Genomic DNA, 17,699 nt, shown 5'->3' with positions numbered 1-17,699 from the left:
ATTGGAGTGAAACAATGACCAAACGCGATGCGATCTTCCCTGCCGGTCGGCAGGCCCTCTACGAAGTCAATCGCTATTCGGCGGCGATCCGCTCAGGCGGCTTTCTGTTCGTCTCGGGCCAAGTCGGCAGCCGCGAGGACGGATCGCCGGAGCCAGCCTTCGAAAAGCAGGTCCAGCTTGCCTTTGACAATCTCGCGGCGGTGCTGAAGGCCGCCGGTTGCACGTTTGACGACATTGTTGACGTGACCACGTTCCACACCGACCCGGCCAAACAGTGGGAGGCGATTGACGCCGTTCGACTTAGGGCGATCGGTGAACCGCCCTACCCGAACTGGACCGCGGTGGGGGTGAATTGGCTGGCGGGCTTCGATTTTGAGATAAAGGTCATCGCGCGCCTTCCTCAGCCCGGATGATCGATTGGCGGCGAGCGACGAAGGCGGAGACTACCTAGTCGACCGTTCGCCCGCCCGCCTGTCTCGACAAGCGCTGCGATGGTGATCGGATGGTCTTCCGGTCTGTCGCGGCGTTGAACAGACTGAGGCCACTCACGGCACGATCAGCGTGCCGGCGCCGTGTTCGGTGAACAGCTCGAGCAGCACCGCATGCGGCGTCTTGCCGTTGAGGATGACGACGCCAGCGACGCCGCGCTCGATTGCCTCGATGCAGGTTTCAACCTTGGGGATCATGCCGCCCGAGACCGTTCCGTCCTTGATCAGGGCCTTGGCCTCGGCCACGGTCAACTCGTCGATCAGCTTCTTGTCCTTGTCGAGCACGCCGGGCACGTCGGTGAGAAACAGCAGGCGCGTCGCCTGGCAGGCGCCGGCGATGGCGCCGGCAAAAGTGTCGGCATTGATGTTGTAGGTATGGCCGTCGCGGCCGGGCGCCACCGGCGCCAGCACCGGGATCATTTCGGATCGCGCCAGGAGGTCGAGCAATGTGCGGTCGACCTCGACCGGTTCACCGACGAAGCCCAGGTCGAGCACCCGCTCGATGTTGGAATCAGGATCGATCATGGTCTTGCGCGCCTTTTCGGCAAACACCATGTTGCCGTCCTTGCCGCACAGGCCGATTGCCCACTCGCCCTCGGCATTGATCAGCGCGACGATTTCCTTGTTGATCGACCCGGCCAGCACCATCTCGACAATCTCGACGGTCTTCTGGTCGGTGACACGCAAGCCGCCCTCGAATTTGGATTCGATGCCCATCTTGCTGAGCATGGCGCCGATCTGCGGCCCGCCGCCATGCACGACGATCGGGTTGACGCCGGATTGCTTGAGCAGTGCGATGTCGCGGGCGAAGGCTTTGCCGAGCGCGATGTCGCCCATCGCGTGGCCGCCATATTTCACCACGACCGTCTTGTTCTCGTAGCGCTGCATATAGGGCAGCGCCCTTGAAAGCAGCGCGGCCTGCATTTCGGCGGTGGCGGCGACATCCGTCATCGGCTTGGTTCCCGGCTTGGCATGAACGGCGGCGTCTTAGCGGGAATTGCAGCAGGCCGCAAACGGCTTTGCTGTCATGATCGATCAAATCATCCCGCCTCTATGCCGGCACCCGCAGCGGCGCCCGCCGTCCCAGCCATCCAGAGATCTTTTCCATCTGCGCGGCGAACGACAAAAGCGTCTCCTCGTCACCGGGGCGGCCGGCGGCCTGGACGCCGAGCGGCAGGCCGGCATCGGTCACGTAAACCGGAAGCGTGATCGACGGTTGCCCGCTGACGTTCTGGATCGCCGGCCAGTGGGTGAACCAAAGGCTCTTGTCCATCAGCTGGCCGAATAGCGGCTTGAACTTCAGCAGGCCGGCGAGGCGCAGTCTGTCCAGGACATTCTCGATGAATTCGTCGGCGCCTTTCGGGTCCATGGTGCCGCAGGCGAGCGGCGGGTGCGCGATGACAGGCATCAGCACTGCATCATAGTGCGCGGTTTCGGTGATAAGGCGGCGCGAGGTTGCGTGCAGCCGCTGCAGGCCGGCATAGATTTCGCCGGCCGAGAGGATTTCACCGAACCGGCTCATCACGCGCGTGGCGCGTTCGATATCGCCTGAGATGGAGCGGCCGACGCGCAAGGCCTCGCCACGCATCGTGCCGGCCACCGCCGCGGCGACGGTTCTGGCGAAATCGGCGATGAAATCGCGGTCGATATAGGGCAGGTCGATCTCCTCGACGCTGTGCCCGCCTTCGCGCGCCAGCCCAATCGCCGCATCCAGAGCTTTCAAGGTTTCTCCCGAAATCGGCAGGCCGAGCGGCGATTTTCGGTAGAAGGCGAGCTTGAGCTTGCCCGGATCGCGCCCGGCGGCCGCAGTGAAACTGCCGTTCGGCGAGGGTGCCGCGTAGGGCGACAGCGGTTCGGGCCCGTGGGTCAGGTCGAGCAGCAGGGCCGTATCGCGCACCGAGCGGGCCAACGCATGGTCGACGACAAAGCCGTACCAGCTTTCAGTGACGAGCGGCGTCAAGGGCACGCGGCCGCGCGAGGTTTTCAACCCGACCAGCCCGGTACAGGCCGCAGGCACCCTGATCGAGCCGCCGCCATCCGAGGCGTGCGCCACCGGCACGACGCCGGCCGCGACCAGCGCAGCCGCGCCGCCCGAGGAACCGCCGGTCGTGTGAGCGGTGTCCCATGGATTGCGGGTGACGCCGTAAGCCACCGACTCGGTCACCAGCCTCAGCCCGTGTTCGGGTGCGGTGCTGGTGGCGATCGGGACCAGGCCGGCGGCCAGATAGCGTTCCGTCATGACCGAGTTAAAATCGGGGGTGTAGGCTGGGATGCGGCTGCCGCCATGCGTCGGCACGCCCTTCATAGCAATACCGAGGTCCTTCAGCGCAAAGGGCACTCCGGCAAGCGGCAGCTTGTGGTCGACGGTTTTCGCCCGCGCCCGCGCCGCCTCATAAAGCGGTTCGGCGATGGCGTTGATCTCCGGCCGGGTGGCCTCGGCCCGAGCGATCGCCGCATCGACGAGATCTTGCGGTGTGATCTCTCCCTTGTGCACGAGTGCGGCCTGGCCGGTTGCGTCATGCTCCCACAGAACCCGCTCGATCGACATGGTCGCCCTCCCGCTCATGGCAAGCTAGCGGGCGGCGATTTCCTTGGCAATCGACGCTGGCGCTGCCGGTGCGGCCAGACCATTTCAGTCGTTGCAAATACATTGCAATCGCCTAATTTGGCGGCCGATGACGCCGCAGGACATCAGCAACCTGATTGTCCGGACCTCGATGAAGGACCGGGCCGCGTTCGATCTGCTCTACCGGCAGACCAGCGCGAAACTTTTCGGCGTCTGCCTTCGTGTATTGAAGGACCGGGGAGATGCAGAAGAGGCGCTTCAGGAGGTCTTCGTCAAAATATGGACGAAGGCGGACCGTTTCGCCGTTTCGGATCTGAGCCCGATCTCCTGGCTGGTGGCCATTGCGCGCAATCATTCGATCGATAGGATCAGGGCGCGGCGAGAGCCTGCCGCCTATATCGATGCCGCGCTCGACGTGGCCGATCCGGCGCCGGGGCCGGAGGCCATGGCCGTGGCGGGCGGTGAGTCCGGACGCATCTACCATTGTCTCAAGGAATTGGAGAAGGACCGGGCGGCGGCCGTCCGGGGCGCCTATCTGGATGGCAAAAGCTATGCCGAACTGGCGGAGCGCTATGGCGTGCCGCTGAACACGATGCGGACCTGGCTGCGGCGCAGCCTGTTGAAACTGAGAGAATGCCTGGAAAGATGACGCTGGCTGACGACAATGGACCGGAACGTGGGGGCGACGACCTGTTCGCCGCCGAATACGTTCTTGGCGTTCTGGCCGCCGATGAACGCGAGATTGCGTCGCGCCGCATCGATGCGGACGCCGCCTTCGCGCGCCTTGTCGATGCCTGGGAGGCGCATCTTTCCCCGATGGCCGCCGCCTATCCGGAGACAGAGCCTCCGATCAGGGTCAAGGAAGCATTGGACCGCCGGCTGTTCGCTGCAGAGCCGCGCGCCGGCCTCTGGTCGAGCCTTGGCTTCTGGCGCGGTCTTGCCGCCGCCGCCATTGCGGCGCTGGCAATCTATATTGCCTTGCCTTACGTCAATCCACCGGTCGTCGAGCCGCAAACCCGGCTTGTCGCCTCGTTGGCAGCCGAAGGCAGCGATGTCAAATATCTCGTCGTCTACGACGCCGTCCGTCACGATGTCGGCCTTTCCCACGTCTCCGGCGAGCGGACCGCCGGCAAGGACTTCGAGCTGTGGATGATCGAAGGCAAGAACGCGCCGGTGTCGATGGGCGTCATCCCGGCCGGTGCGACCGCGCATCTGGCCATCCCGCCCGCCGTCCGGGAGAAATTGGCGCAAGGCGCCGTGCTTGCGGTCAGCGTCGAGCCTGCCGGCGGTTCGCCGACCGGCCAGCCGACTGGACCGGTGGTCGCAGCGGGCGATCTGAAGAGCATCTGACCGATTCTTGCTTCGGAAGAAGACCTGAAATCTATCTCTCACGAACCAAAATCATGCAAAGCTTGTCGGCGGTGGTGACCGATTAGCACATGGAAAATTGAAGCGACACAATATTTCTTACGTGAGGACGAAACTCCGGCATTTCTGTTGCGTATCTTCTTGCGTTCCCGAACGAGGGGAACGATAACCCAAGGAGATTGAAATCATTCCTAAATTCGCCACCCTTTTGCTTGCCGGCAAGGTTGCGATTTCTGCGATCGCCACCATTGCCTATGCCCAAAATCCGATGGTCGGCGGCGCCGCCATGTATGCCCAGAAAAACATCGTCGAAAATGCTGTCAACTCGAAGGACCACACGACGCTGGTCGCTGCCGTCAAGGCAGGCGGCCTGGTCGATACGCTGCAAAGCGCTGGCCCCTTCACCGTGTTCGCGCCGACCAACGAGGCCTTTGCGGCACTTCCAGCCGGCACGGTGGAGACGCTGCTCAAGCCTGAAAACAAGGACAAGCTCGTCAAGATCCTGACTTGCCATGTCATCGGCGCCAAGGCGATGGCCGCCGACGTCGCCAAGATGGTCAAGGATGACGGTGGCACCCACAAGGTCAAGACGGTCGGTGGTTGCGAACTGTCGCTCAAGACCGACGGCGGCAAGGTCACCGTGACCGACGAGAACGGCAATGTCGCTAATGTGACGATCGCCGATGTCGAGCAGTCCAACGGCGTCATCCACGTCGTCGACAAGGTTCTCCTGCCGAAGATGTAACAAACGCACGCTGCCGGCGAAGATATCGCTAAGGGCCTCCCTGCGCACACTCCGCGCCGTTCACGCAAGTGGATAGGCGCGGAGTCCCGCTTTGAGGACAGCGATCGTCACCGGCTTTTGATTTCCGTCTGGCGGTCGAATTTGGCACAAGCAGTAACAGGAGGAATGGGCATGAACCGTCGCGAGCTTCTTTTGAGTGGTGCGGCAGCCATTGGCGTTGTCGCAGGCGCCACCGCGCTGCGCATGGGCGGAGCCCAGGATGCACGCGCGGCCGAGACTTTCGAGGTTACCAAGACCGAGGCCGAGTGGCGCGCCATCCTGTCCGACGCGGCCTTCAATGTGCTGCGCAAGGAGGGCACGGAATACCCGGGCACCAGTCCGCTGCTCAACGAGCACCGCAAAGGCATCTTCGCTTGCGCCGGCTGCGACCTGCCGGTCTATTCGTCAGAGACCAAGTTCGATTCCGGCACCGGCTGGCCGAGCTTCTGGCAGGAAATCCCCAACGCGATCGGCAAGACCGTGGACAGGTCGTTGGGCATGACCCGCACCGAGGTCCATTGTCGCCGCTGCGGTGGCCATCTCGGCCACGTCTTCGACGACGGTCCGCCGCCGACCGGGTTGCGGCATTGCATCAACGGTGTCGCCTTGACCTTCAAGCCGGCGACGGCCTGAGGATGGCTGCGCCCCTGACTTTGTCGGAGAGCGCTAGAGCATCGGACCCAAAAGTGCGAAGCGGTTTTGGGAAAATCCGATGCTCAAACAAAAAGTTGGAGCGGTGGAGTGTCCGCCGCTCCAAGACTTCGTAATGGTTGATTTTGCGCATGACCCCGAAATCGCTTTTCGGGGTCATGCGCGAGGGCGCCAGGCGGGGGATCCAGCGCGCCTCAATGGCCTCCGCCACCGCCGCCCTGAGCGGCTGGCTTGCGGATCACCAGGGTGAAGAGCCCAAGCGTCGCGAACAAAACCGTCAGCATGAAGAATACGTCCATGAACGACAGCAGCGACGCCTGCTGCTGGACCATGCCTGACAGTTTGGAGATGGCCGCCTTGGAGGCGTCGAGCCCGGCGGTCTGCTCGAAGTTGAGCGTCATGTTCTGCAGCTTCTGCTGCGCAGCGGCACTTCCCCATTGCACGTGCTCGGAGAGCCTGGCGTAATGGAAGGCATTGCGGTCGATCAGCACGGTGTTGATGACTGCCAGGCCGACGGCGCCGCCGAGATTGCGGGTCAGGTTGAACAGGCCAGACGCATTCTTCAGCCGCTCCGGCGGCAAGGTTCCGAGCGCAATGTTGTTGATCGGCACCATGCAAAGCATCATCGAGCAGCCGCGCAGGATCTGCGGGATCAGCAGTTCATAGAAATCCCAGTCGGCGGTGAGATGCGTCATCCACCAGGTCCCCGTGGCGAAGCCGAAGAAGCCGATCATCATCATGATGCGCGGGTCCATCTTGTTCGACAGGATGCCGGAGATCGGCGCGGTGAAGAACATGGCCAGGCCGCTGACGAACAGCGCCTCGCCGATCATCATCGAATCGTAGCCGCGGATGCGCCCCAGGAACACCGGATAAAGATAGGTCAGACCGTAGAGGCCGATGCCGACGACGAAGGAGAACAGCGAGCCGAAGGCGAAATTGATATTGCTGAAAGCCCTCAGATCGACAATCGGCTCCTCGGCGGTGAACACGCGCCAGAAGAACAGCACCGCGCCGAAGGTCATGATGACGGCGCAGACGAACACCGCCTGATCCTGCAGCCAGTCGTTATTGGGACCTTCCTCCAGCACATATTCCATGCAGCCCAGGAAGGCGGCCATACCGGCAAGCCCCCACCAGTCGAACTTGCTGAACAGCTTGAGATTGGGTTTGTCGAAGTCGATCAGCGACCAGGCGGCCGTCGTCACCAGAATGCCGGGCACGACGTTGACCAGGAACAGCCAGTGCCAGGACATGGCATGGCTGATATAGCCGCCGACTGTCGGGCCGATGGTTGGCGCCAGCGTCGCCACCAGGCCGATCATCGGCGAGACGATGGCGCGACGCGACGGTGGGAAGATGGTGAAGGCGGCTGCAAAGACGCTCGGGATCATGCCGCCGCCGATGAAGCCCTGCACGGCGCGGTAGACGATCATCTGGTCGATATTGGTTGCGGTCGCCGCCAGCGCGCTGGCCGCGGTGAACCCTGCCGCCGAGATCGTGAACAGCACGCGCGTCGACAGCATCCGGCTGAGGAAGCCCGACAGCGGGATCATCACCACCTCGGCAATCAGATAGGCCGTCTGCACCCACGGAATCTCGTCCGAACTGGCGCTCAGGCCCGCCTGGATCTCAGCCAGCGAGGCCGAGACGATCTGGATGTCCAGGATCGCCATGAACATGCCGAACACCATTGCCAGGAAGGCGATGACGCGGCGTGTCGAGATGTGGTCGACCGGCACCGGCATGGCTGGCGCCGGCGCCGATCCTGCAGTTAGGGTTGCGGTCGCCATGACCTTTGCTCCCGGTTCCGCTTTACTTCGATGCCGAAGGCGCCGTGCGGCTGTCGACGGCGACGACGACGCTCAGGCCAGCTCGCAGCTTGCCCGTCTTCAGCACATCCGCTGGCACGTCGATGCGAACCGGAACGCGCTGCACCACCTTGGTGAAATTGCCTGTGGCGTTCTCCGGCGGCAGCAGCGAGAACACTGCTCCTGAAGCCGGCGCCAGCGACGACACGGTACCCTCGATGTCCTGGCCGTCGATCGCGTCGACCGACACTCTGACCTTTTCACCAGGCACCAGCCGGGCAAGCTGCGTCTCCTTGAAATTGGCGACGATGTAGAGCTTGTCCATTGGCACGATGACGGCGAGCTTCTGTCCAGGGCTGATCAGGTCACCCTGCTCGACCGAGCGGTTGCCGACCACGCCGTCATAGGGTGCGCGCAGCACGGTGAAGGACAGGTCCCGCACCGCCTTGTCGTGGGCAAGCTGCAGCGAGGCCAGCGTGCTGGCCGATTCCGTACGCTGCGCCTGGAGCACGCCGATATTGGCCTGAGCCGCCGCGATCTGCGCGTCGGCGCCGGCAAGTGCGGCATTGGCTTGCTCGACCGCCGTCTGGGCATCGTCCAACTGGGCCTGGGTGCCGACGCGGGTCTTGAGCAGCTGGGCGGCCCGCGCTTGGACGCGCTTGGCATTATCGGCCGCGGCCTGGTCGGCGGTCTTCTGCGCCTGCGCCTGCTTGAGCGAGGCGCGCGCCGCCTCAGTCTGGGCATCGATGCGGTCGAGCGTCTTGCTCAACGTGGCGATCTGCGCCTCGGCCTGGGCAACGGCTATCTTGTAGTCGCCGTCATCGACGATCAGCAGCGGGTCGCCGGCCTTCACTTGCTGGTTCTCGGTCACTTTGACCTGATCGACATAGCCCGAGATTTTTGGCGAGATGAACGCCGTGTCGGCCTGGACATAGGCGTCGTCGGTCGTGATCATAAAGCGCCCGTCGGTCCAGTAATCATAGCCATACCAGGCGCCGGCGCCCAGCAGGGCCAGGCCGATGATGGGCAACAACATCGAGCGCATCGAGCGCTTCTTTTTGGCGGGAGCCAGCGGGGTGACGTCGGCGGGTTTGACAGGGGCTTCCGGCGCTTCGATCGCAGGCTGGACCTTGGCACTGGGGAAAGGGCGGACTTCGGCACTGGTGGGCGCGTTCGAGGACATGATATCTCTCTAAATTAACTGGCGCTGAATTTTGTCAGACTGAACCGTTCGGTTCGATCTCGACATTGACTTAGCGCTTAAAGAGGACCATATCAAGAGCAATCGAACCGGATGGTTCGAATTATTTTACGAGGTGTGACATTATGGCCGAAGCCCCCAAGGCCGCTCCTTTGCCTGATTCAGACCCATTGCCCAGCACTGGCAAGGACGAGTGCGATCTGCTGGACAGTCTGCCCCGCGGCCGTCCGGCCGCGGGACAAGACCCGGTCAAGCGCAGCCAGATCATCGACGGTGCGCGCCGTGTCTTCATCGACAAGGGCTTCGAAGCCGCGTCGATGAACGACATCACCCGCGAGGCCGGCGTGTCCAAGGGCACCATCTATGTCTACTTCGCCAACAAGGAAGAGCTGTTCGAAGCGCTGATCGAGGAAGAGCGCGGCACGATCTTCAAGAACATGTACGAGGTGCTCGACCAGATTGGCGACCTTCGCCAGACGCTGGTGAAGTTCGGCATCGTGCTGTCCATGAAGATCACCTCGGCCAGGGTCATCCTGGCGCAGCGGACGGTGATCGGCGCGTCGGAACGGATCCCGGAGCTTGGCGCCCGGTTCTACGAACGCGGCCCGAAGCGCGGCCATGACCGGGTTGTCGTTTTCCTCAACATGGCTATCGAACGCGGCCTGCTGAAGATCGACGATGTCGAGCTTGCCGCCTATCAGTTCACCGAGCTGTGCCTGGCCGGTCTTTTCCGCCAGTGCATATTCGCCTATCGCACCAAAGCGCCAAGTGCGGCCGAGATCGAACATATCGTCAGGTCGGGCGTCGATGTGTTCCTGAAGGCCTACGGCACCGAACAGCTTGCAGAGCAGGAACGGACCTCCAGCCCCGCCTGACCAGCCGTCGGATTCCGTTGCCTATCCGCCGTTGGCGGCGAGCACGATCGCCGCACGCAATTCTTCGAGGCCTTCGCTCTTTTCCGACGACGTGGCGAGCACGAAGGGAAAGGCCGCCGGGCGTTTCTTGATCTTCTGCAGCGTTTCCTCGATCAGCCGTGGTACCCCCGCCGCCTTGATCTTGTCGGTCTTGGTCAGCACGATCTGATACGACACCGCCGCCTTGTCGAGCAGCGACAGCACCTCGTCGTCCTTGGCCTTGATGCCATGGCGGGCGTCGATCAGCACGTAGACGCGCTTCAGCGTCACCCGGCCCTTCAGGTAGTCGAACACGAGCTTCGTCCACTCGTCGACCTTTTCCTTCGGCGCCGTGGCGTAGCCATAGCCCGGCATATCGACCAGTGCCATCGGCGGCAGATCGGCGCCTTCTCCCGAAAATCCGCCCGGCACGAAATAGTTGAGCTCTTGCGTCCGGCCCGGCGTGTTGGAGGTGCGCGCCAGCCCCTTCTGGTTGACCAGCGCATTGATCAGCGACGATTTGCCGACATTGGAGCGACCGGCAAAGGCGATCTCGGGTGGACCCTCCGGCGGCAGGAATTTCATCGCCGGCACGCCGCGGATGAAAATCCAGGCTCGCGTGAACAATTCGATGCCGATCATGGTCTTGTTCAACGTGTTCAAACCGCTGCCTCCAGAAGAAAAATGTTGCTGCCACGAATGGCATCGAGATTGCGGCTGATCTTTTCCACCGGCCAGTGCCACCACGCCAGCGCCAGCAGCCGCCGGATGGTCCTGTCATCGAAGCGCATCTTCACCACCTTGGCCGGATTGCCGGCGACGATCGCATAGGCCGGCACATCGTGCGTCACCACCGACTTTGCCGCCACAATGGCGCCGTCGCCGATCTTGACGCCCGGCAGCATCACCGCTTCCATGCCGATCCAGACGTCGTTGCCGACGATTGTGTCGCCACGCACCTCCTTCGACCATGTCGCCGGGTCGAAGCCTTCCTCCCAGCCGTGGCCAAAGATGTTGAACGGATAGGTCGAAAAGCCGGACATGGCGTGATTGGCGCCGTTCATGATGAAGCGTGCGCCCTCGGCGATGGCGCAGAACTTGCCGATGACCAGCCTGTCGCCGATGAATGGATAATGATGCAGCACGCATTTTTCGGCGAATTTGTCGGGTCCGTCCGGATCGTCATAATAGGTGAAGTCGCCGATCTCGATATTCGGCGCCGTCACCAGCGGTTTCAGAAAGCCGACGCGCGTGTGCAACGGGATCGGATGCTTGATCGATGGATTGGGTCCGGTCATATCGAGCTCCGTCGAGCACCTGCCAGGCAGGTCAAAATAGCGCGATCTGTCCCGCAGTACCAATCGCTTAATCCAGGCCGGCAGCTTGTGCAAAAAGCCCCGGACGAACCGGGGCTTTCTGGTTTCGCATTATCGGAGCGCCGGCTATTCCGCCGGCGACGGTTTCTTGCGGAACAGCGCGACCAGATTGTCCCACAATTCGATCTTGGCGCCCTGCCGCTTCATGATCACGCCCTGCTGCAGGATCGACAACGTGTTGTTCCAGGCCCAGTAGATGACGAGGCCGGCCGGAAAACCCGCCATCATGAAGGTGAAGATCACAGGCATCCAGGTGAAGATTGCCGCCTGCGTCGGGTCCGGCGGCGTCGGGTTCATGCGCATCTGCAGGAACATCGTCACGCCCATGATCAGAGGCCAGACGCCGATCATCAGCATGTGCGGCAAGGTGATCGGGATCAGCCCGAACAGGTTGAAGATCGATGTCGGATCCGGCGCCGCCAGATCCTGGATCCAGCCGAAGAACGGCGCGTGCCGCATCTCGATGGTGATGTAGAGCACCTTGTAGAGCGAGAAGAACACCGGGATCTGCAACGCCACCGGCCAGCAACCGGCGAGCGGATTGATCTTCTCGGTCTTGTACAGCTCCATCATCGCCTGCTGCTGCTTCATCTTGTCGTCCGCGTATTTCTCGCGGATCTCGAGCATCTTGGGCTGCACCTTCTTCATGTTCGCCATCGACGCATAGGACTTGTTGGCGAGCGGGAAGAACAGCGCTTTGACGATCACGGTGGTGGCGAGGATCGCCAGGCCGAAATTGCCGAAGAATTTGTAAAGCGTGTCGATCAGCCAGAACATCGGCTTGGTGATGAAATAGAACCAGCCCCAGTCGATCAGCAGGTCGAACTGGCGAATATGACGGTCCTTTTCATAAGCGTTGATCGTCGAAACTTCCTTGGCGCCGGCGAATATCTCCGACTCCACGGTCGTCGATTGCCCGGGAGCGACCGTGACGGGATCGGACAGGAAATCGGACTGGTAGCTGTGCGGATGGGGCCCGCTTTTGAACTCGAAATAAGAGAATTTGGGCTGAAATTCGCGGCCGCTAGGCGGCACCAGGGTCACCGCCCAATACTTATCGGTGATGCCCAGCCAGCCGTCGGTCGACTTGCCTGGCTTGTATTCCTTTTCCGATTCGACGCTGGAGTATTTGTATTCCTGCAGGCCCTCGCTTCCGGTAACGCCGATCAGGCCCTCGTGCAGCACATAGGTGCTGGCGATGGCCGGCTTGTCGAAACGCGTAACGCGGCCATAGTTCGACAACGTCGCCGGCGCCGAGCCGCCGTTCTGAACCGTGTCGGATACGGTGAACATATATTGGGCGTCGACGGAGAAGGTGCGCTTGAAGGTCAGGCCCTTGTCGTTGGTAAAGGTCAGCGTGACCGGCGTCGCCGGTGTGAGCGTCGCCTTGCCGTCGGTCTGCCAGACCGTGTCGGGGCCGGGCAGCGTGCCCACATCCGGCGCGCCAGAAAAGCCGATCTCGGCGAAATAGCCGTTCGGCAGGGACGCCGGGTTGAGCAACGCGATCTCGGGCGAGGTCTTGTCCACCGTCTCCCTGTAATGCTTGAGCCGGAGGTCATCGAGGCGCGCACCGGTGAGGTTGATCGAACCTTCGAGGCTCGGCGTGTCGATCTTGACGCGGCTGGTCGAGGCAATCGCCTGGTCGCGGCCGGCCGGCGTCACCGCGTCGCCGCCAGGCGCGCTCGGAATGGCGCCCGGCTGCACCGGTGTTTCGCTGGCGCCCGGACTGGTGCCTTGGGCGGCCTTCTTCTGCTCCGCCACGCGCTGTTCTTCGATGCGGGCGGCCTCACGCTGCATCTCGCTGCGCGGCATCACATAGAAATATTGCCAAAGCGCCAGGATCAGCACCGACAGTGCGATGGTGATAAAGAAGTTGCGGTTGTTTTCCATCGAAGCCCTTGGCCTATCGTGTTCCACGCAATCTGCGGGAGAGTTCGGCCTTCAACTGGCCAAACGGAGTGGTAAGCACGTCTTCGCGCCCGACGATGACATAATCATTGCCGGGCGCCATGTCATCCGCGGCATGCGTGCGCACGGCCTCTCTCAGCCGCCGCCGGATGCGGTTGCGAACGACGGCATTGCCGACCTTCTTGGTGACCGTATAACCGACGCGCGGCGCCTCGCCGTCGCCGCGATCCAGAACCTCGACGAGGACAAGCCGCCCGCGGCGCTTTTCGCCACGGCGGACGGCCAGGAATTCCGCGCGCTTCAGAAGCCGCTTGGGATGGGCACCCGTTGGCTTGCCGGTTGCGGGCAACGATCTTGTCTCTCGCTTGGTGCTCAGGCGCTGAGACGCTTGCGGCCGCGGTTGCGGCGGGCTGCGACGACGCCGCGGCCACCTTTGGTTGCCATGCGGGCGCGGAAACCGTGCCTGCGTTTGCGGACGAGTTTGGACGGCTGGTAAGTACGCTTCATTTGTTTAAATACCGCGGGGTGCGGCCCTTCTTGATTCTGTCACTTTGTAACAGGAGCTTTGCCGGGCCGGTTTTGGCGCGATCGAAACCGCGCCGGGACGAATGGCCCGAGCGTGAGCGGGCTTATAGAAAGAAGGGTTTTGGAAGTCAATCCAGCCTGTCGGGCCGGCGTTGTCGGACTGGCAGGGAAGTCCTTGCGGCCCTTTGTCCGGCTTCGATCAAGGATGAATTTGGCAAAAAAGCCGCAATCGCCTAATCTTGCCCGATCAAGCGATCGTGAAGACGAGCAGTCCTTAAGACAAGCAGCCGTGATGACAGGCAGCCGTGACGACGAGCATGAGTGAAGTCCCACCAACCGACGAAAGCATCGCCCGGGCGAAGGCGGCCACCCGCAGGGTGCCGCTGGCGCGCGGCCTGTCGACGAAGCTGCTGCTGCTCACCATCGTCTTCGTGCTCTTGGCCGAAATCCTCATCTTCGTGCCCTGGATCGCCAGCTACAGGCTGAGCTGGCTGAAGGAGAGGCTGAGCACCGCCGCCGCGGTTTCCATCGTCCTGGTGCAGGGCGAACCTGCCTCGCTGTCGCGTGCCGCCCAGAACGACGTACTGATGGCGATCGGCGCCAAGGCGATCGCCGTGCGCGACGGCGGCGTCTCGCGGCTGCTGGTCGTGGCCGAAATGCCGCCGCAGGTGGACGAGCATATCGATATCGCCAATGTCGGCATGATCAAGGGCATGACCGGCGCGCTGGACACGCTGTTTTTCGGCGGCAAGAGGATGCTGCGCGTTTTCGGACCGGTCGGCGACAGCGACAAGGAGTTCGAGCTGATCATGCCCGACCACCGCCTGCGCAATGCCATGCTGATCTATTCGCGCAACGTCGCCTTCGTCTCGCTGCTGATTTCGCTGTTCACCGCCATGCTGGTCTACGCCGCGATAGACCTGATCATGATCGGCCCGATCAGGACGATGACGCGCTCGATGCTGTCCTTTTCCGAGGCGCCCGACGATCCCGGTCGCATCATTCACCCCGCCGCCCGGGCCGACGAGATCGGCGTCGCCGAACGCGAGCTGTCGCAGATGCAGGAGCGGCTGCAAAAGATGCTGACCGAGCAGAAGCACCTGGCCGATCTCGGCCTGGCCGTGTCGAAGATCAACCACGACATGCGCAACATCCTTGCCTCGGCGCAGCTGATGTCGGACCGCCTGCGCCAGGTAAAGGACCCGACTGTTCAGGCCTTCGCGCCAAAACTGCTGCGCGCGCTCGATCGCGCCGTGTCCTATTCGGAAGGCGTGCTGTCCTATGGCCGCACCCAGGAGCCGCCGCCGTCGCGTCGCAGGCTGCGGCTGCGCCAGTTGGTCGAGGACGTCCAGGGCCTGCTCGACATCGAATGCGGCATCGAATTCGTCAACGCCGTCGATCCGGTGCTCGAGGTCGACGCCGATTCCGATCAGCTGTTCCGCGTGCTCACCAATCTTAGCCGCAACGCCGTGCAGGCGATGGCGGCGGACACCGAGAGCGCCGTAGTGCGCCGCCTGACCATATCGGCCGAGCGCATCGGCAGCGTCAGCCGCATCGTCGTCACCGACACCGGCCCCGGCCTGCCGCCGAAGGCGCGCGAAAACCTGTTCGCGGCGTTTCGCGGCTCGGCCCGCAGCGGCGGCACCGGCCTTGGCCTGGCGATCGCCCATGAATTGATCCGCGCCCATGGCGGCACGGTGGAGCTGGTCGAAAGCATCGGCGGCCGCACCACATTCGCCGTCACCATTCCCGACCAGCCGGTCCGGCTCGACCAAGCCCGCAACGGCCTGCGCCGCCCGGCGTAACGAACCGTTTCGTTACGGACCGTTTCAATTCGCAAATGGTTGGTCCGGGACTAAGAGTCATCGGCTCGGCCGCCGTGCAACGGCTTGTTTCGTTACGGACCGTTCCGATTGGCAAATGACCGATCCAAGACGACGACCTATCGGCTCGGCCGCCGCGTGACGCGATCTTACCTTCGCCGGCCGGCGCATGACGGCAAAACGTGACGGCAAAACTTTTGGCCAGGATCGGCTTGCTTTTCGCAAATTCAGTCGCTAGGGAACAGCTCACATTCGCGGCCGGTCGCCAGGATCGGATCGCGGGGCTATGCAAAGCATGGCCTGTTGCGCGCCCGTAGCTCAGCTGGATAGAGCACCAGACTACGAATCTGGGGGTCAGGAGTTCGAATCTCTTCGGGCGCGCCATTTGTAATGTACATCCCAATCCACCGGCATCGATGGACCGCTTAGCCGCTCATCATTGCCATCGTGGTGGCGCTTTAGCGGTTACCGGCAAATCTGCGGGATTCCCGGCGCTGAGAAACGACTTCTCCTGGGGGATGAGCCACGGCTGGTCGGCTGATGTTTAGGACCGCCTTGCATGCAGGCGACTGCATGCGCTGCCGCCGCCCGCCACGGCGGCGGCGAACTCGATCACACGTGCGTTGCCGCTATCGAGCATTCGTACTAACCTCTGCCCTTCTTGAAATCGTGCCGGGTTCTCAGGCTTGCCTTGGGAGATGCTAATGCGCGGGTTCTTGCCTTTCATTCTGTTGGTGCTTCTACACATTCCGATTGTATCGCATGCCGCCTCCATCCACGACGCCGCCATGAAGGGCGATGTCGCCGGGATCACGGCAGCGCTCGACGCTGGTGCCGGCTTCGATGAGAGCGACGGGGGCGCGCGACACCACTCTATCTTGCGGTTAGGGGCGGGCATTTTGCGGCGGCAAAAATGCTCATTGAACGCGGTGCCGACGTCAACGCCGCCCCAACACCGGCTTTGGGTCCTGCCCTCATGCCGGCTTTGGCAAAACGCAGGATCGATTTGATCAATCTGTTGCTGGATGGGGGCGCAAATCCAAATTCGAAGCGCAGCCGCGAAAACGCTATCCACATCGCGGTGAATCTCGGTTGTTTCGACTGCGTGAAGGCACTCGTCGAGGCCGGCGCGGACGTGAATGCGAAGACAAAGGACGGCAAGACGCCGCTCCATCTGGCAAAATTCAAGAGGCAACGCGAAGTCGCTGACTATCTCATGTCGCACGGCGTCGTCTTGCCAACACCAGCTCCGATCTCGATGAAGTTGGCTACTGCCGATGTCGAGAAAGGCCGAACCTACTTCACCAGCGTGTGTGCCGGTTGCCACAATGCCGCGCCACAGGGAGCGATCAAAGCGGGACCCAACTTGTGGAGCGTCGTCGGCCGCGACAAGGCGTCCGTGGCAAAAATGCATTACTCCGACGCTTTGCTCGGCTGGGAAGGCGTGTGGACGTACGAGGATCTGAACAGATATCTCTTCGGACCCATGTTCACCACGCCGGGCGTTTACATGGAGACGCCTGGTGTTCCGGACGAGACCGAACGGGTCGACCTGATCGCCTACTTGCGCACACTCAGCGACAAGCCGATCCCGCTGCCCTGAACGTTAGCCCCAGGAGGGCCGCGGCCGGATTGCGCCCAACGCCGATGAGCGCTCGAATTCTGCATGGAGGTCACTTCGCTTCCCCTTGACGAATGACCGGTTGGATCCGATTTTGGCTGTTCAGGGGTGGCAAGGGACAGTTTATGGCGCGCAAGGCGGACCTTCGGCTCCGAGCGGTGATCTGAGAAATCGATAGGCGCAGCAATAACATACGAGTTCCCAGTTTCATCCTCTTCGGGCGCGCCATCAATCCAATGCACGGCCCGCCTCATGGGGCCTCTCGGGCGCGGTGAGCTCATAGCCGCCCGACTATGACCGTGACCGGCGCCGGTGGTCGGAGGGTCGCGAGGGCTGAGCGCCATCCCTGCCAAAAGAGGGGATGGTCTGCTGATGCCGACTCAGTCGGCCTGCTTGGTCTCCGGACCCGGTTCAGTCGGCGGCGCTGGCGTGCAATCCTGGCCGGTGCATTCCTGCACGGGATCTTTCGCCGGCGGGAGACAGTTTTGGCCTTCACAATGAACGGGCGGCTGCACTGTTGCGGCTTTGTTGTTCGGCGGCACAGGCCGATCCTCAGCGCGAACAGCCGGCATTCCAAGGTCGATCATGGCCGTGCACAAGAGCGCAATCCGAAGCACGTTCATTTTCGCCTCCGCAACTGACAGCGAGACGCAGATTATACCTTCGAACTGCGGCCAACATCCT

Annotated in this window: 17 protein-coding genes and 1 tRNA gene; 9 read left to right on the top strand and 9 right to left on the bottom strand. The window is 62.5% G+C overall.

Translation table 11 applies throughout. The features are described from left to right. The first annotated feature begins 14 nt into the window (after positions 1 to 14). Positions 15 to 413 (top strand): RidA family protein, encoded by a 399-nt coding sequence (locus NKJ09_RS10045; RefSeq protein WP_352495032.1) that lies wholly within the window; start codon positions 15 to 17, stop codon positions 411 to 413. Between the two features lie 132 nt (positions 414 to 545). Here NKJ09_RS10045 and argB read toward each other — a convergent pair whose 3' ends face one another. Together argB and NKJ09_RS10035 are read right to left on the bottom strand one after the other, a co-directional pair. After that, positions 546 to 1,439: an acetylglutamate kinase gene (gene argB / locus NKJ09_RS10040; protein WP_023677482.1), complete on the bottom strand. Its 894-nt coding sequence runs from the start codon at positions 1,437 to 1,439 to the stop codon at positions 546 to 548. Positions 1,440 to 1,539: 100 nt separating this feature from the next. Further along, positions 1,540 to 3,036, bottom strand: coding sequence for an amidase (locus NKJ09_RS10035; RefSeq protein ID WP_352495031.1), 1,497 nt, complete (start codon positions 3,034 to 3,036; stop codon positions 1,540 to 1,542). A gap of 127 nt (positions 3,037 to 3,163) precedes the next feature. Between NKJ09_RS10035 and NKJ09_RS10030 the strand changes: the two genes are divergently transcribed. The 4 genes from NKJ09_RS10030 to msrB all read left to right on the top strand — a co-directional run bounded on the left by NKJ09_RS10030 (position 3,164) and on the right by msrB (position 5,839). Beyond that, on the top strand, positions 3,164 to 3,703 hold the full coding sequence (locus tag NKJ09_RS10030; RefSeq protein ID WP_352495030.1) for a sigma-70 family RNA polymerase sigma factor: 540 nt from the start codon (positions 3,164 to 3,166) through the stop codon (positions 3,701 to 3,703). Then, positions 3,700 to 4,404 carry an anti-sigma factor gene (locus NKJ09_RS10025; protein WP_352484356.1) on the top strand — a complete coding sequence of 235 codons (705 nt, stop codon included), beginning with the start codon at positions 3,700 to 3,702 and terminating at the stop codon, positions 4,402 to 4,404. The genes NKJ09_RS10030 and NKJ09_RS10025 overlap by 4 nt, the downstream gene beginning before the upstream one ends. A gap of 205 nt (positions 4,405 to 4,609) precedes the next feature. After that, positions 4,610 to 5,167: a fasciclin domain-containing protein gene (locus NKJ09_RS10020; RefSeq protein ID WP_352515757.1), complete on the top strand. Its 558-nt coding sequence runs from the start codon at positions 4,610 to 4,612 to the stop codon at positions 5,165 to 5,167. Between the two features lie 171 nt (positions 5,168 to 5,338). After that, complete coding sequence (gene msrB / locus NKJ09_RS10015) at positions 5,339 to 5,839, top strand: peptide-methionine (R)-S-oxide reductase MsrB (protein WP_292655897.1); 501 nt, start codon at positions 5,339 to 5,341, stop codon at positions 5,837 to 5,839. A gap of 212 nt (positions 5,840 to 6,051) precedes the next feature. Here msrB and NKJ09_RS10010 read toward each other — a convergent pair whose 3' ends face one another. Further along, the gene (locus NKJ09_RS10010; protein ID WP_352484355.1) at positions 6,052 to 7,605 is read right to left on the bottom strand and encodes a DHA2 family efflux MFS transporter permease subunit; all 1,554 of its coding nucleotides are present in this window, start codon (positions 7,603 to 7,605) and stop codon (positions 6,052 to 6,054) included. A gap of 67 nt (positions 7,606 to 7,672) precedes the next feature. Then, on the bottom strand, positions 7,673 to 8,851 hold the full coding sequence (locus tag NKJ09_RS10005; protein ID WP_352484316.1) for an HlyD family secretion protein: 1,179 nt from the start codon (positions 8,849 to 8,851) through the stop codon (positions 7,673 to 7,675). A gap of 143 nt (positions 8,852 to 8,994) precedes the next feature. On the opposite strand from NKJ09_RS10005, the gene NKJ09_RS10000 reads away from it, so the two are divergent. After that, positions 8,995 to 9,744 carry a TetR/AcrR family transcriptional regulator gene (locus NKJ09_RS10000; protein ID WP_352762680.1) on the top strand — a complete coding sequence of 250 codons (750 nt, stop codon included), beginning with the start codon at positions 8,995 to 8,997 and terminating at the stop codon, positions 9,742 to 9,744. Positions 9,745 to 9,765: 21 nt separating this feature from the next. Here the strand turns inward: NKJ09_RS10000 and yihA are convergent, their stop codons facing one another. From yihA to rpmH, 5 genes are all read right to left on the bottom strand, one after another. Next, a complete protein-coding gene (yihA, locus tag NKJ09_RS09995) occupies positions 9,766 to 10,404 on the bottom strand; it encodes a ribosome biogenesis GTP-binding protein YihA/YsxC (protein ID WP_352495110.1) in 639 nt (212 codons plus the stop codon). 17 nt (positions 10,405 to 10,421) lie between these two features. Further along, entirely contained in the window at positions 10,422 to 11,060 is a 639-nt protein-coding gene (locus NKJ09_RS09990) for a CatB-related O-acetyltransferase (RefSeq protein WP_352452996.1), read from the bottom strand. Between the two features lie 144 nt (positions 11,061 to 11,204). Next, a complete protein-coding gene (gene yidC, locus NKJ09_RS09985; protein WP_352495028.1) occupies positions 11,205 to 13,028 on the bottom strand; it encodes a membrane protein insertase YidC in 1,824 nt (607 codons plus the stop codon). A 13-nt stretch (positions 13,029 to 13,041) separates the two neighbouring features. Then, positions 13,042 to 13,395, bottom strand: coding sequence for a ribonuclease P protein component (gene rnpA / locus NKJ09_RS09980; RefSeq protein ID WP_352495027.1), 354 nt, complete (start codon positions 13,393 to 13,395; stop codon positions 13,042 to 13,044). 23 nt (positions 13,396 to 13,418) lie between these two features. Then, positions 13,419 to 13,553, bottom strand: coding sequence for a 50S ribosomal protein L34 (gene rpmH, locus NKJ09_RS09975; protein ID WP_008833937.1), 135 nt, complete (start codon positions 13,551 to 13,553; stop codon positions 13,419 to 13,421). Between the two features lie 335 nt (positions 13,554 to 13,888). Between rpmH and NKJ09_RS09970 the strand changes: the two genes are divergently transcribed. The 3 genes from NKJ09_RS09970 to NKJ09_RS09960 all read left to right on the top strand — a co-directional run bounded on the left by NKJ09_RS09970 (position 13,889) and on the right by NKJ09_RS09960 (position 16,997). Beyond that, positions 13,889 to 15,376 (top strand): ATP-binding protein, encoded by a 1,488-nt coding sequence (locus tag NKJ09_RS09970; protein WP_352495026.1) that lies wholly within the window; start codon positions 13,889 to 13,891, stop codon positions 15,374 to 15,376. A gap of 325 nt (positions 15,377 to 15,701) precedes the next feature. Next, positions 15,702 to 15,778: transfer RNA gene (locus NKJ09_RS09965), tRNA-Arg, on the top strand. A 529-nt stretch (positions 15,779 to 16,307) separates the two neighbouring features. Beyond that, complete coding sequence (locus NKJ09_RS09960; protein ID WP_352495025.1) at positions 16,308 to 16,997, top strand: ankyrin repeat domain-containing protein; 690 nt, start codon at positions 16,308 to 16,310, stop codon at positions 16,995 to 16,997. The last annotated feature ends 702 nt before the right edge of the window (positions 16,998 to 17,699 follow it).

The organism is Mesorhizobium sp. M0189 (assembly GCF_040322135.1).
Classification (GTDB): Bacteria; Pseudomonadota; Alphaproteobacteria; order Rhizobiales; family Rhizobiaceae; genus Mesorhizobium.
The sequence above is the reverse complement of the archived record's forward strand: the minus strand, read 5'-3'. Positions and strand labels throughout refer to the sequence as shown.